The organism is Sphingomonas sp. BL-S-25 (assembly GCF_055521555.1).
The window spans coordinates 1739930-1754913 of the sequence record NZ_CM145486.1; the positions used below are offsets into that span (position 1 = coordinate 1739930).

General features: G+C 67.6%; 10 protein-coding genes and 1 tRNA gene. 6 read left to right on the plus strand and 5 right to left on the minus strand.

Annotated elements, in window-relative coordinates:
* Window positions 1–5 precede the first annotated feature (5 nt).
* From ACZ1H8_RS08315 to gltB, 4 genes are all read left to right on the plus strand, one after another.
* Window positions 6–809, plus strand: a complete 804-nt coding sequence (locus ACZ1H8_RS08315) for an undecaprenyl-diphosphate phosphatase (protein ID WP_465180852.1) — start codon at window positions 6–8, stop codon at window positions 807–809.
* A 122-nt stretch (window positions 810–931) separates the two neighbouring features.
* Window positions 932–2389, plus strand: coding sequence for an NAD(P)-dependent oxidoreductase (locus ACZ1H8_RS08320; RefSeq protein ID WP_465180853.1), 1458 nt, complete (start codon window positions 932–934; stop codon window positions 2387–2389).
* Between the two features lies 1 nt (window position 2390).
* On the plus strand, window positions 2391–3188 hold the full coding sequence (locus ACZ1H8_RS08325; protein ID WP_465180854.1) for a DUF2059 domain-containing protein: 798 nt from the start codon (window positions 2391–2393) through the stop codon (window positions 3186–3188).
* A 59-nt stretch (window positions 3189–3247) separates the two neighbouring features.
* Window positions 3248–7756 carry a glutamate synthase large subunit gene (gene gltB, locus ACZ1H8_RS08330; protein WP_465180855.1) on the plus strand — a complete coding sequence of 1503 codons (4509 nt, stop codon included), beginning with the start codon at window positions 3248–3250 and terminating at the stop codon, window positions 7754–7756.
* Window positions 7757–7801: 45 nt separating this feature from the next.
* Here gltB and ACZ1H8_RS08335 read toward each other — a convergent pair whose 3' ends face one another.
* Together ACZ1H8_RS08335 and ACZ1H8_RS08340 are read right to left on the minus strand one after the other, a co-directional pair.
* The gene (locus ACZ1H8_RS08335) at window positions 7802–8338 is read right to left on the minus strand and encodes an NADPH-dependent FMN reductase (RefSeq protein WP_465180856.1); all 537 of its coding nucleotides are present in this window, start codon (window positions 8336–8338) and stop codon (window positions 7802–7804) included.
* Between the two features lie 50 nt (window positions 8339–8388).
* Window positions 8389–8742 (minus strand): YbaN family protein, encoded by a 354-nt coding sequence (locus tag ACZ1H8_RS08340; protein WP_465181367.1) that lies wholly within the window; start codon window positions 8740–8742, stop codon window positions 8389–8391.
* Window positions 8743–8820: 78 nt separating this feature from the next.
* Here ACZ1H8_RS08340 and ACZ1H8_RS08345 point away from each other — a divergent pair, with 78 nt between their 5' ends.
* A complete protein-coding gene (locus ACZ1H8_RS08345) occupies window positions 8821–9690 on the plus strand; it encodes an alpha/beta hydrolase (RefSeq protein ID WP_465180857.1) in 870 nt (289 codons plus the stop codon).
* Between the two features lie 22 nt (window positions 9691–9712).
* On the opposite strand, the gene ACZ1H8_RS08350 is transcribed toward ACZ1H8_RS08345, so the two are convergent.
* Both ACZ1H8_RS08350 and ACZ1H8_RS08355 read right to left on the minus strand, forming a co-directional pair.
* Window positions 9713–12376: a TonB-dependent receptor gene (locus ACZ1H8_RS08350; protein WP_465180858.1), complete on the minus strand. Its 2664-nt coding sequence runs from the start codon at window positions 12374–12376 to the stop codon at window positions 9713–9715.
* Between the two features lie 191 nt (window positions 12377–12567).
* Window positions 12568–12654 (minus strand) — tRNA-Leu (locus tag ACZ1H8_RS08355).
* Between the two features lie 126 nt (window positions 12655–12780).
* On the opposite strand from ACZ1H8_RS08355, the gene ACZ1H8_RS08360 reads away from it, so the two are divergent.
* Window positions 12781–14139: an MATE family efflux transporter gene (locus tag ACZ1H8_RS08360; protein ID WP_465180859.1), complete on the plus strand. Its 1359-nt coding sequence runs from the start codon at window positions 12781–12783 to the stop codon at window positions 14137–14139.
* On the opposite strand, the gene ACZ1H8_RS08365 is transcribed toward ACZ1H8_RS08360, so the two are convergent.
* On the minus strand, window positions 14111–14884 hold the full coding sequence (locus ACZ1H8_RS08365; protein ID WP_465180860.1) for a zinc-ribbon domain-containing protein: 774 nt from the start codon (window positions 14882–14884) through the stop codon (window positions 14111–14113). The genes ACZ1H8_RS08360 and ACZ1H8_RS08365 overlap by 29 nt on opposite strands.
* Window positions 14885–14984 lie beyond the last annotated feature (100 nt).

The following is a 14984-nucleotide window of genomic DNA, read 5'->3' on the forward strand; positions in this document are numbered from 1 at the left end:
ACCTCATGACCGAGCTTATCGTCGCCGTCATCCTCGGCATCGTCGAAGGCATCACCGAGTTTCTTCCGGTCTCCTCGACCGGGCACCTGATCCTGGCGTCCGAACTGCTCGGCTATAATGCCGAGCAATGGGCGATGTTCAACGTCATCATCCAGCTGGGCGCGATCCTCGCGGTCATCGTCCTGTACTGGCGAACCTTCTGGGCGGTGGCGATGGGGCTGATCCAGCTCAATCCGGTCTCGTGGCGCTTCCTGCGCAACCTGGTGATCGCCTTCATTCCCGCCGCGGTTCTGGGCCTGGCGCTGCATGACAAGATCGAGCTGCTGCTGGGGTCGCCCCGGGTGGTAGCCTGGGCGCTGATCGTCGGCGGCATCGCGATCCTGGTCATCGAGCGGGCGCTGAAGTCGGCCACGATTACGGGCATCGCCGAAATCCCGGTGGTGCGCGTGATCGGCATCGGCCTGATCCAGTGCATCTCGATGATCCCGGGCGTCAGCCGCTCGGGCGCGACGATCATGGGCGCGCTCAGCCTGGGGGTGGAACGCCGGACCGCTGCCGAATTCAGCTTCTTCCTCGCCATCCCGACGATGCTCGGCGCCACCACTCTGGAGCTCGCAAAGAAGGGCGTGGTGCTGGAGGGCAGCGTCGGATGGGACGAGATTGCCGTCGGCTTCATCGTGTCGTTCATCGTTGCGCTACTCGTCATCAAGTGGTTCGTTGGAATTGTCAGCAAGCATGGTTTCGCGCCTTTCGCATGGTATCGAATCGTCGCGGGCACCATCGCACTGATCTGGCTCACGATGCGGTAGGTCCGATCCGGCCATAGAATATTGCGCGATCTTCGCCGAAATGCAGACATAGCTCGATAAATGTTTAATTAGGTCAGCATTGCTGACTTTTAGTGCCGCGCGTGGTGATTTATCGCCGCGTCATGGCAAATGAAGTGATGCTCAGATTCGTGGACACGGGGCAATCGTTCCCGGAGAAGCGACCCGCACCCTATCGCCGCGAGGATTTCCGCGAAATCGCGGACCACTATTCGGTCCCGGCAGCGGAGGAGCAGGCGGGGCGCTGCTCGCAATGCGGCGTGCCCTATTGCACGGTCCATTGCCCGCTTCACAACCACATCCCCGACTGGCTGCGCCTGACTGCCGAGGGGCGGCTGCGCGAAGCCTATGAGCTGTCCAACAGCACCTCGACCATGCCCGAGATCTGCGGTCGCATCTGTCCGCAGGACCGGCTGTGCGAGGGCAATTGCGTCATCGAATTCTCCGGCCACGGCGCGGTGACCATCGGCTCGGTCGAGAAGTTCATCACCGACACCGCCTGGGAAGAAGGATGGGTCGAGCCGCTGGTGCCGGGCCGCGCCAACGGCATGTCGGTCGGGATCATCGGTGCGGGCCCTGCCGGGCTCAGCGCCGCCGAGTATCTCCGGCTGCTTGGCTATGACGTGCATGTCTATGACCGCTACGACCGCGCGGGCGGGCTGCTGACCTATGGCATTCCCGGGTTCAAGCTCGAAAAGCCCGTCGTGACGCGCCGGGTCGAGCGGCTTCAGGCGGGCGGAATCGTCTTTCATCTGGGCTTCGAGGTCGGACGCGATGCCAGCCTGTCCGAACTGCGCCAGCGCCATGACAGCCTGCTGGTCGCGACCGGGGTGTACAAGCCGCGCGCGATCCGCGCGGAGGGTGTCGAAGCGGACGGGATCGTCGACGCGCTCGACTATCTGACCGCGTCGAACCGCAAGAGCTTCGGCGATGCCGTTCCTGCCTTCGACGATGGCAGCCTCGATGCCCAGGGCAAGAAGGTCGTCGTGATCGGCGGCGGCGACACCGCGATGGACTGTGTCCGCACCGCCGTGCGCCAGGGCGCCACCTCGGTAAAGTGCCTCTATCGCCGCGACCGCGCCAACATGCCGGGGTCCAAGCGCGAGACCGCCAATGCCGAGGAGGAAGGCGTCGAGTTCGTCTGGCTCTCCGCCCCCGAGAGCTTCGAGGGCGGCGACAAGGTCAGCGCGGTGAAGGCCAGCGGCATGCGGCTGGGCGCACCCGATGCCAGCGGCCGCCGCGCGCCCGAGATCGATCCGGGTGCCGGCTTCACCGTCGAGGCCGATCTGGTGATCAAGGCGCTGGGCTTTGATCCCGAGGATCTGCCGCGGCTGTTCGATGCGCCCGAACTGGGCGTCACCCGCTGGGGAACGGTGCGGACCGACGGCAAGACGATGATGACCAGCCTGGACGGCGTCTTCGCCGCCGGCGACATCGTCCGCGGCGCCAGCCTGGTGGTGTGGGCGATCCGCGACGGCCGCGACGTGGCCGCGCACATGCACGCCTGGATGCGCGCCCGAACCGCGGCTACGGCACCCGTCGCCACATCGCAGGCCGCCTGACATGGCACGGCCGCTCTCCCGCGTCGCAATTGCCGCACTCGCGCTGGGCACCGCCCTGACTGCAGCGCCGGCGCTGGCGCAGAACAGCGCATTGCCCCCCAGGCCGGTCGCGGCACCTGCCGATCCGGCCCGGCTGGAAGTCGCCCGCCGGGTGATGACGAAGCTGATGCCCGAAGGTTCCTATGCAGAGCTGACGCGGCAGGCGATGGGATCGAGCTTCGACATGGCCGTCAATTCGATCGACGACCTGCCGGTCGCCGAGATTGCCGTCATTGGGGGGTTGACCCACGACGAGGCCAAGGCGCTCGGCAATCAGCGGATTGGCGAGATCATGGAGATCTACGACCCGCACTGGAAGACGCGGATGAAGGCAACGATGGATGCCTTTGGCGGGATGATCGGCGATCTCGTGGCCGAGTATGAGCCGAAGTTCCGCGAGGCGATGGCCAATGGCTATGCCGCCGAGTTCACGCTTGCCGAGCTGACCGAGCTCGACCGGTTCTTCGCCACCCCGGCCGGCGCCCATTATGCCTCGCGGTCCCTGGCGCTGTTCATGAGCCCGACGGTCATGAAATCGATGACCGACGAAATGATGCCGGCGATGATGAAGCGCATCCCGGACATGATGGCGCTCTCCGAAAAGGCGACCAAGGACATCCCCCCTCCGCGCAAGATCGAGGATCTGACGCCGCAGGAGCGCAAACGCCTCGCGGAATTGCTGGGCGTGGAGGAGGACAAGCTCCAGGATTCGGCAGGCTCAGCAAACGAGCAGGACGCCGTCAAGCCGACCGTCCACTGACCGCATATCGACTTTACCGTTCCGGCCCCTGACGCCGGATCGACCGACAGGATCCGAAGATGACGAACGACGCCGAACGCAACCGCCTCGCCCGTGAAGGCATGTATCGCCCCGAATATGAGGGTGATGCCTGCGGCGTCGGCCTGGTCGCCGCGACCGACGGGACGGCATCGCGCCGCGTCGTCCAGTCGGCGATCGATGCGCTGCGCGCGGTGTGGCACCGCGGCGCGGTGGATGCCGACGGCAAGACCGGCGACGGCGCCGGACTGCATGTCGACCTGCCCGTCCGCTTCTTCGACGACGCGATCGCCGCCAGCGGCCACCGCGTCCTGCCGAACCGGCTGGCGGTGGGCATGATCTTCCTGCCACGCACCGACCTCGGCGCGCAGGAGGCCTGCCGCACGATCGTCGAGAGCGAGATCATCGAGGCCGGCTACACCATCTATGGCTGGCGCCAGGTGCCGGTCGACGTGTCGGTGATCGGCATGAAGGCGCAGGCGACCCGGCCCGAGATCGAGCAGATCATGATCGCCGGTCCGCTGCCCGACGATCAGGACGCGGCCGAGTTCGAGAAGAACCTGTATCTCGTCCGCCGCCGGATCGAGAAGAAGGTGATCGAATCGCAGGTCAGCGGCTTCTACATCTGCTCGCTGTCGCACCGCTCGATCATCTACAAGGGGCTGTTCCTGGCCGAGAGCCTGAGCGACTTCTACCCCGACCTTCGCGACACGCGGTTCGAGAGCCGCGTCGCGATCTTCCATCAGCGCTATTCGACCAATACCTTTCCGCAATGGTGGCTGGCCCAGCCGTTCCGCTGCCTCGCCCATAATGGCGAGATCAACACGATCCGCGGCAACAAGAACTGGATGAAGAGCCACGAGATCAAGATGGCCAGCCTCGCCTTTGGCGAGCAGTCTGAGGACATCAAGCCGGTGATCCCGGCGGGCGCGTCGGACACCGCCGCGCTGGACGCCGCGTTCGAGGCGATCTGCCGCTCGGGACGCGATGCGCCGACCGCCAAGCTGATGCTGGTGCCCGAGGCATGGGACGACCAGACCCCCGAATCGCACCTGGCGATGTACAAATATCTGGCCAGCGTGATGGAGCCGTGGGACGGCCCCGCCGCGCTGGCGATGACCGACGGCCGCTGGGCGGTTGCCGGCATGGACCGCAATGCGCTGCGTCCGCTGCGCTATACCCGCACCTCCGACGGACTGCTGATCGTCGGTTCGGAAGCGGGCATGGTCGTGGTGCCCGAGAGCACGGTGCTGGCCAAGGGCCGGCTGGGCCCGGGCCAGATGATCGCGGTCGACCTGGACAGCGGCGAACTGCTCGAAGACGGCGCGATCAAGGACCGGATCGCCGCCGAGGCGGATTATCCGAACATGATCGGCAAGTTCCTGTCGATCGACGATCTGGCCGGTGCAGATGTCGCGACGCCGCAGTACAGCCGCGCAGAACTGACCCGTCGTCAGGTCGCCGCCGGCCAGACGCTCGAGGACATGGAGCTGATCCTCGCGCCGATGGTGGAAACCGCCAAGGAAGCGATCGGGTCGATGGGCGACGATACGCCGCTTGCCGTCATCTCGGACAAGCCGCGGCTGATCAGCCAGTTCTTCCGCCAGAATTTCAGCCAGGTGACCAATCCGCCGATCGACCCGCTGCGCGAACGTCAGGTGATGACGCTGCGCACCCGCTTCGGCAATCTCGCGAACATCCTCGACACCGCGGGCACGCCCAATCCGGTGCTCGTGCTCGAATCGCCGGTGCTGACCTGTTCGAACTGGGACCGGCTGAAGGCGCATTTCGGCAACCAGTCGGCCGAGATCGACTGCACCTTCGATGCCGAGGGCGGGCCGGACACGCTCCGCCAGGCGATCACCCGCATCCGCTATGAGGCCGAGCAGGCGGTGCGCGCCGGCTGCACCGAATTGTTCCTGACCGACGAGCATGTCGGCGAGGACAAGGTCGCCATCGCCGGCGTACTGGCGGCGGCCGCGGTCCACACCCATCTCGTCCGCCGGGGCCTGCGCTCCTACGCGTCGGTCAATATCCGCACCGCCGAATGTCTCGACACCCATTATTATGCGGTGCTGATCGGCGTCGGCGCGACCACGGTGAACGCCTATCTGGTCGAGGCGGCGATCGCCGATCGCCAGTCGCGCGGCCTGTTCGGCAAGCTGACGCTCGACGAGTGCCTGGCGCGCCACCGCAAGGCGATCGACGAGGGCCTGCTGAAGATCCTGTCGAAGATGGGGATCGCGGTGATCTCCAGCTATCGCGGCGGCTATAATTTCGAGGCGGTCGGGCTCAGCCGCGCGCTGGTCAACGACCTGTTCCCCGGCATGCCGGCCAAGATCTCGGGCGAAGGCTATGCCTCGCTGCATCTGAGCGCGATCATCCGTCACAAGGCGGCGTTCGACGCTGCGGTCGCGACGCTGCCGATCGGCGGCTTCTATCGCCATCGCAACGGTGGCGAGACGCATGCCTATTCGGCGCAGCTGATGCACCTGCTGCAAAGCTCGGTGTCGAGCGACAGCTACTCGACCTATCTGCAATTCTCGCGCGGCGTGCGCGACATGCCGCCGGTCTATCTGCGCGACCTGCTCGAGTTCAACTATCCCACCGAAGGGATTGCGATCGATCAGGTCGAGGCGATCACCGAGATCCGCAAGCGCTTCGTCACCCCCGGCATGTCGCTCGGCGCGCTCAGCCCCGAGGCGCACGAAACGCTGGCGATCGCGATGAACCGCATCGGCGCCAAGGCGGTGTCGGGCGAGGGCGGCGAGGATTCGGTCCGCTACACGCCGTACGAGAATGGCGACAACGCCAATTCGGTGATCAAGCAGATCGCCTCGGGCCGGTTCGGCGTGACCGCCGAATATCTCAACGCCTGCGACGAGATCGAGATCAAGGTCGCCCAGGGCGCAAAGCCCGGCGAGGGCGGTCAGTTGCCCGGCTTCAAGGTGACCGAGTTCATCGCCAAGCTGCGCCATGCCACCCCGGGCGTGACGCTGATCAGTCCGCCGCCGCATCACGACATTTATTCGATCGAGGATCTGGCGCAGCTGATCTACGACCTGAAGATGATCAACCCCAAGGCGCGGGTGTGCGTGAAGCTCGTCTCGTCGGCGGGCATCGGCACGGTCGCGGCGGGCGTGGCTAAGGCGCATGCCGATGTGATCTTGATCGCCGGCCATGTCGGCGGCACCGGTGCGTCGCCGGTCACCTCGGTCAAATATGCCGGCACGCCTTGGGAAATGGGCCTCAGCGAGGTCAACCAGACGCTGACGCTCAACGGCCTGCGCGGCCGGGTGAAGCTGCGTACCGATGGCGGGCTGAAGACCGGACGCGACATCGTGATCGCCGCGATCCTCGGCGCCGAGGAATTCGGCATCGGCACGCTCAGCCTAGTGGCGATGGGCTGCATCATGGTGCGCCAGTGCCATTCGAACACCTGCCCGGTCGGCATCTGCACCCAGGACGAGCGGCTGCGCGCCAAGTTCGTCGGCACGCCCGAAAAGGTCATCAACCTGATGACCTTCATCGCCGAGGAAGTGCGAGAGATCCTAGCACGGCTGGGCTTCCGCAACCTCGACGAGGTGATCGGCCGCACCGAGCTGCTGCGCCAGGTCAGCCGCGGTGCCGAGCATCTCGACGATCTCGACCTCAATCCGATCCTGGCGAAGGTCGATGCCGACGAGAGCCAGCGTCGCTTCAGCCTGTCGACCTTCCGCAACGAAGTGCCCGACAGCCTCGACGCGCAGATGATCAAGGACGCAGCCCCGGTCTTCGCCCGCGGCGAGCGGATGCAGCTGACCTATACGGTGCGCAACACGCACCGCGCGGTCGGCACCCGGCTGTCGAGCGAAGTCACCCGCAAGTTCGGCATGTCCAGCCTCTCGGACGGTCATGTCCATGTCCGGCTGCGCGGCAGCGCCGGCCAGTCGCTGGGCGCCTTCCTGTGCAAGGGCATCACGCTCGAAGTGTTCGGCGAGGCCAATGACTATGTCGGCAAGGGCCTGTCGGGCGGCATGATCGTGGTTCGCACGATGGTCAGCTCACCGCTGGCCAGCCAGGACAACACGATCATCGGCAACACCGTGCTGTACGGCGCGACCTCGGGCCGCCTCTTCGCGGCGGGTCAGGCGGGCGAGCGGTTCGCGGTGCGCAATTCGGGCGCCGATGTGGTGGTCGAGGGCTGCGGCGCCAATGGCTGCGAGTACATGACCGGCGGTACCGCGGTGGTGCTGGGCAAGGTCGGCATGAACTTCGGTGCCGGCATGACCGGCGGCATGGCGTTCATCTACGATGCCGATGACAGCTTCGTCGCGCGCGCCAATCCGGAGAACATCACCTGGCGGCGCATCGCCTCCGCCTATTGGGAATCGAAGCTGCGCGATCTGGTCGAGGCACATGTCCAGGCGACCGACAGCGAATGGGCAAAGGGCCTGCTCGACGACTGGGATCGCGCTGTCGGCCAGTTCTGGCAGGTCGTGCCCAAGGAAATGCTTGAGCGGCTCCCCTGGCCGCTGGACGATCGCACCGAGGCCGTCGCGGCCGAGTGACGCGCAGATACCGCGCTCCGGGACCCCCGGGGCGCGGTTTTCGGCTCAGCGCTCGATGAAGTCGAACATCTGGTCGACCATCAACTGCATCTGCGGCCGCGCCGCCTCGACACAATCATCGGGTTCGGCGGTGTTGATCGCCAGCCCCATCGGCGTCGGCCAGCCACGCAGCGCATGGACCACGGTGCGCAGCGCCTGCAGCGTCGACACCGCCGCCTGCCACCCGCCGGCGGTCGCGATCAGCCCGACCGGACGCCCGTCGAGATAGGGGCGCGCGTCGCCGCGCAGCTGCTCGACATAATCGAGCATCGTCTTCACCAGCCCCGACAGCGTGCCGTGATAGCCGGGCGACCCGACGATCACGCCGTCGGCGGTCCGCAGCGCCTCGAGGAAACGGGCAATCTCCTCGTGCCCCTCGGCCGCGCCGGGCTCGTAATGGGGAAAGGCGATCGCCGGTCCGGTCAGCAAGGTGGTGCGCGCGCCCCGCGCCTCGGCGAGCGCCAGCGCCGCGCCGAGCAACCGGCCGGTAGAGGATTCGGGTCGAAGGGTGCCGCCGATCGCGACGATATGGGGTGCGGACATCGTCTGCCGCGCTACCGCAAAGCCGCGGCGGATGCCAGCGGCGCGGGCGCTCAGGTTTCGGGCCGCGACCAGATCCAGCCGCCGATCACCAGCGCAGCCGCCACGGGCGCCAGCGACCAGGGCCAGGGCGCGAAGATCGCCCCGATCAGGATGCTGACGGCAAAGGCGATCGTCGCCGCTACCTTCCCCTTGCGGCTGATCGCCCCGCGCTCCCGCCAGCGCAGGATGTGCGGCCCGAATGTCGGATGATCGAGCAGTCGCTGTTCCAGCTTCGGCGAACTGCGCGCGAAGCACCATGCCGCCAGGATCACGAACACCGTCGTCGGCATGACCGGCAGCAGCGCACCGATGACGGCCAGACCGAGCGAGACGAACCCGGCAACGAGATAGAGGTGGCGACGCACGCCCTGCCGTAGCACGCCGGTGCCCAGCGCCCAGCCGGAAAGCTTGCCGGAGGTGCAATTGCCGGCCACGATCCACGGATGCGGAGGGCAGCGCGCGTGATGATCGCTGGTGTGGCAATTATCCTGCTCGTCGGGCTCGCGATGAGCTGGCTGGCCGGGACGGCGATGAGCCGCGGCCATGCTGCGCCGGTCCCGTCCGCGATCGCGCCTGCCACCGACCTGCGGATCCGAACCAACGACGGGCTTACGCTGGCGGCGACCTATCGCCCTGGCGCCCGGGCCGATTCGCCTGCGGTCCTGTTGCTTCACGGCGTCGGCGCATCGCGCGCTGCGATGGCCGACAATGCCGCATGGTTGTCGCGCCAGGGCTATGCGACGCTGGCGATCGACTTTCGCGGCCATGGCGGATCGAGCATCACCCCGCGCAGCTTCGGCCTGTACGAGGTGCGCGATGCCCGCGCCGCGTTCGACTGGCTCAAGCGGCATCAGCACGGCGCCCGCGTCGCGATCCTAGGCATTTCGCTGGGCGGCGCGGCCAGCCTGATCGGCGAGGACGGGCCGATTCCGGCCGACGCGCTGGTGCTGCAGGCAGTCTATCCCGATATTCGTCACGCGATCCGCAACCGCATTGCCACCCTGACCGGTCGGCCGATCGCGACGCTGCTGGAACCGCTGCTCAGCCTCCAGTCGCGCCTGCGCTTCGGCGTCTGGCCCGGCCGGCTCTCGCCGATCGATGCGGTCGCCCGCTATCCCGGCCCGGTGCTGGTGATCGGCGGTGTCGGCGACCGCGCGACCCCGCCGGACGAGACGCGCGCGCTCCACGCGGCAGCACCGGGGCGCCGCGGCCTGTGGCTCGCCCCCACCGGCGACCATGGCGAGGTATGCGGGCTCGACGACGATATCTATCGCGCCCGCCTGCTCGACTTCCTGCGCGCGACGATCGGCTGAGCCGGCCGCCGCGCACGACCCGTCAGAAGAACAGCTTGCGCACGCTCAGCCGGACGGTGCGGCCGGTCGGGTTGAGCAGGTCGGGCTGATAGTTGAGCGGCACGACGCCATTCTGGTCGGTCACCCGCTGGCGGGCGTCGAACAGATTCTCGACCCCCAGCGTGATCCGCATGCCGCGCAGCCAGCGATGGTCGCGCACCAGCCGGAGCTGCTGCCCCATGTCGATGAATGCGCGAACGCCGAGCGTCCCCAGGCTGGAAAAGTCCAGCCGGTCGCCGCTGCCCAGTGCGCCGCTCGTCACGCTGGTCCCGCTCTGCCAGTTGCCGACCAGCCTCAGGCCGTAGCCATCCTTGGAATAGCCTGCCTGCGCCTCGATCTGGTGGCGCGAATTGCCGCCGCTATTGCCGGTCGCCGACCCGTCGAGCAGGTCGAGCACCGGCAAGCCCGGGCGAATCTCGATCCGGTCGATGAAGCGAACCGTGTGGTACAGGCTGAACTGCGCCCGGCCGCCCATGCCGCCGCGACCACCAAATCCGCGGAAGCCACCGCCGCCGCCGCCCGGACCGCCGAACCGCCGCGGACCACCCTCACCAGCCGGCGGACCATCTGCCCCTGCCTGGCCGTCCTGACCCTGGGGGCGTCCCTGACCGTCGCCGCGGCGCCCGAACATGCCCTCGGGCGGCGCGGGCGGCGGCGTTCCATTGCGCTCGGCTTCCTCGCGCTGCCGCTCATATTCGGCGCGGCGCTCGCGGATGCGCTTCTCGATCGTCGAACCCAGTGGCACCGACAGGTTGAAGCCCCAGCGCAGCTCGGACCGCTCGGCACGCGCGAAATTGACCGGCCTTGTATCGATGCTCAACAACTGCCCGTCGCCGTCCCGCACGAATCGATCGGGGAACGCCGCCTCGATCTCCGCCGTGGCCGCGGGGAAGGCGGTAATCTGGTTGCGCGTGGTCGAGCGGATATAGTCGGCGCTCAGGTTGAATTGCAGCTTGGAGAAGGGCGTCACGTTCGCCCCGATCTTCACCACGTTGCGGCTGTCGGCGGTCAGTCCGGGATTGCCGCCGGTGATCGTGTTGATGTCGACGCTCTCGCCCCGGACATAGTCGAAGATCCGGACATTGGGCGTGATCAGCACCGGGTTGCCCAGCTGCTGCGCGGTCGGCGCGCCTTCCTCGTCGGTGACGGAGCCGATCAGGCGGATCTGCGGAATCGGGCTCCACACCGCGCCATAGCCGGTCGTGACCAGCGTGCCGAAGTCGGACAGCTGCTCGACCTCGATATTGGCGTTGAGCGAGAGGTCGCCGATCGCGTCGAGCACGCCGCGCCGGCGGCTGGTGATCGGCAGGTCGACATTGAGCTGCGCGCTACCCCGGTCGCGCGACACGTCGCCGCTGCGCGGCACGCCCAGGCGGAAGGACTCGCTCGCGAAATCATTGGTCTCGCCGGTCAGCCGCAGGCTGGTGCGAAGCTCGCCCGCCGGCAGCTTGGCCAGCGGGCCGGTCACCAGTCCGTCGATCGACGCGACGCTGGAGGTGGACTTGGCAATCTGCGCGGGAAGGATGCCGACCTGATCGATCGGAACGATGCCGAATGGGTTTGCGGTCGGGTCGTTCGCCGTCACGCGCGACTGGAACGCCCCGCCGGTGAATCCGCCATCGGTGATCGCACTCGACGTGACCCGGTCATAATTGCCGGTCACCGACCAGCGCCACGGCAGCGCGTCGCCATTCACGCTGAACCCGGCATGGGCAGTGCGCCCCTGCACGGTCCGTGTCAGCGGTCCGCTGCCGTCGATATAGCGGGGGACCAGCTCGTCCTGTCCGGTCGCGGTAAAGGGATTGCTGCCCGGCACCGCCAGATCCACCCCGCCCAGGCCCAGCCAGGACTGGGTGGTCGTCGCCTCCAGCCGAGCATTGACGGTCGCCGATACCTTGGACGACAGGTTGCGGCTCACCACCGAATTGATCGCCAGCGTGTCGGTGGGCGACACCAGCGTCCGGTACGGCCGGACGTCGACGATATTGCCCTCGGCATCGATCAGTCGGCTGGCGATCGGGGAATCGATATCGCGCTCGTCCTCGGTGAGCCGGCCCGAGCCATTATACTGCATGTCGACATTGACGCGTCCGTTGCGGTTGATCCGGACGACGCCGACCTGGCCGCGCTGCGTGGTGAATCCGCCCGCAGTGGGTCCACCGAGCGACACTTCGCTGGTGATCGAGCGAAACCGCTGGCGCAGCACGATGTTCACCACGCGCTGGTCGGCGCGATAGCCGAATTTCAGCGCGGCCTCCTCGGGCAGGATGTCGACCCGCTCGATCGCCTCGGGCGGCAGGTCGCGCAGTTCCGAAAAGCCCGAAATGCGCCGGCCGTTGAGCAGGATCACCGGTCCGCCGCCGCCGCGTCCGCGGTCGCTGCGCGTCTGGGGGGCCAGCTCGTTGAGCAGGTCCGACAGCGAGCTGACGCCATAGGCGCGGATATCGGCCGGGCTCAGCTGAAGCTCGGGCTTGATGTCGCCCTGCACGGCACCGCGCAGCTGCCCCTCGACGACGATCTCGTCGGCCTGCTCCATCTCCTCGTCCTGGGCCGGCGGCTGGTCCTGCGCCGGCGTGGGCGCTGCGGCGGGGTCCGCCGCTTGAGCCCATGCCGAGGTGGGCAGCGCGCCCGCCAGCAGCGCGGCCACCGCACATCCCAATTTCAGTCCATTGATTCGATTGCGCGTATCCATCCGCGGATCGCTACGGTCGACTTGTCGCAAAATTGTGCCGGTCCCCAAAAAAGACTGCGCGCCCTGCCCCGGGCGGCGGGATCCGAACGCAGCGAAGGGATCCCGGTTTCCCGGTTCCCTGTCGCTTCTACCCGATTTCAGAAAAGTGGTGCGGTCGAGAAGACTCGAACTTCCACGGCCTTTCGGCCACAACGACCTCAACGTTGCGCGTCTACCAGTTCCGCCACGACCGCACGTGAAATCCACCGGACGGCGCCGGAGGCTGGTAAGGCAGCGGCCCCTAGCAAAGCCGATCGGGGCTGGCAACTCCCGAAGCCGCACTTTCGCAAAAAGTCGGATGCGGCTAGGCGAGCCCGGCGATGCGCATCTCCCCCGCCCTGACCGCCGAGACGCGCCGCATCCTGTCGCTTGCCTGGCCGGTGGTACTGACCAGCCTCAACTGGACGATCCTCCACCTGACCGACGTGATCGTCGTCGGCATGACTGGGACCGGCGAGGCGGCGTTCCTAGGGGCCAGCCGCTCGCTGACCTATATCGGCATCGTCATGGCGATCGGCGCGCTGTCGGGCGTGCTGGTCCATGTCGCCCGTGCCGACGGCGCACGCGACCTGCCCGCGACCGGGCGATTGCTGCATGAGGGGCTGCTGCTCGCGGCGCTGCTCGGGCTGACCAGCTTCGTGCTGCTTTTCACACTGGCCGATCCGATGCTGACCGGACTGGGCGTCGCGCCATCGGTCGTACCCGGCGCCGCCCATGTCGTGCGCGTCATGGCCTTCGCCTATCCGTTTCAGCTGATGATCGTCACCGCCAGCTTCTTCCTGGAGGGCGTCAGCCGGCCGCGACGCGTGGCGGTGGTCAATCTGTCGATCCTCCCGCTCAACGCACTGCTCGCCTGGGCGATGTCGGGCGGGCATCTCGGTCTGCCGGTCATGGGCGCGGCCGGGGCGGCGGGGGCGACCGCGATCGCCTCGGCGATCGGCGCAGCGGGAATGCTCGCCGCCGCCTGGACGCTGCCGCGCGCGGCCGAGCGCGGGGTGCATGACCTGCGCCGGCTGATCACCCGCCAGACGCGGCGTGGCGCCTGGGCACTGGCCAGATTCGGGTTCGTGCCGGGGCTTGCCTCGGGATTCGAGCTTGCCGGCTTCTCGATCCTGATCGCGCTGTCGACCCAATTGGGCGATCCGACCGCGCATGCCTTTCAGATCGTGTTCGGCATCCACAACCTGACCTTCGCGATGGCGCTGGGGCTGGGGTCGGCTGCGGGCGTCCGCGTCGGCAATGCCGTGGGTGAAGGCGTGCCGGAGGCAGCCGCCTGGCGCACCGGGATCGCCGCGGCGATGGCGGCCCTGGTGATCGGCGCGCAGGCAATGGTGCTGCTTGCGCTTCCCGGCGCGGTCGTCACCCTGTTTCCCGCGTCGCATGACGTCCATCTGATCGCGGCGGCGATGCTAGCGCCCTGGGCGCCGTTCATCCTGTTCGACGGGGTCCAGATCGTGTTCGTTTATGCGCTACGCTCGCTCGGCGACCAGGTGGCGGCGGGCATCAACTCCATCCTCGCCTTCTTCGTCATCACCGGCGGTGCCGGGCTGATCCTGGTCCATCTCGGGTTCGGCGCGATCGGCCTGGCCTATGCGTCAGGCGTCGGCATGCTGGCCGCCGCGATCCTGCACGGATCCAGACTGTGGCAGGTCAGCCGCCGATTTCGTTCGCGAAGCTGAACTGCACCACCCGGACATTGGCGGGGACGTTCAGATTGGCGCTGTTGAAGTCGATCGACGCCTTGGGAGCGATCGATCGCGTTTCGGGCGTCACTCGCCAGCTGTGCACCATATTGCCCGCATCGTCACGCAGCTGGATCTGGATGTCGGGAACGCGCTGCGTACTGGTCGTGGGGTTCGTCACCTTGCCGGAAACCACGAAAAGCTCGCCACCGCCCGGCGGCGTGCGGCGCTCGACCGCCTTGTCGCCAAAGACCAGCGGGGTTTCGATCTCGCCGCCGCCCAGCCCGAACCACGAGAGGATGCCGGGCGCGCTCGAATAAGAGATCGCACCAGCGCCCAGCAGCATCGACAGTCCCACAACGACCGCCGCCGCGGTCCAGCGCCGCGCCGGATTGCGGCGCGACTTGAATGGCGGCTCGTGCGCAAAGGGATCCTGAGCCCGGGGCGACTGGGGCGGCCGCGGCGCGATCGCGGAATCGTCGAAGACCCGCGGCGCGACGGGTTCGGCAGCAGCGGGCGGCACGGCGGGAGCGGTCGCCACGGGCTGGGCCTGCGGGGGTGCGACCGGCGCGGGGCGCGGTGCCTCGACCGCCGGTTCGGGCACGGCCGGTGCCGGCTGGGCGGCCGGGGCCTGGAACCAGCTATATTTGCAGTTCGCGCAGCGAACGGTTCGGCCGTCCGGGCCGACGGCGCTGTCGGGAACCAGATATTTGGTTCCGCACTGGCTGCATTCGAGGATCATGGCGAATCTTAAGCACTTCGCGACTCGGGCTGCAAGCGCCGGAAAGCCGGGACGTGCTTGAGCGCCGCCCGCCGCTATGCGATGGCTCGCCGCTCGGGGA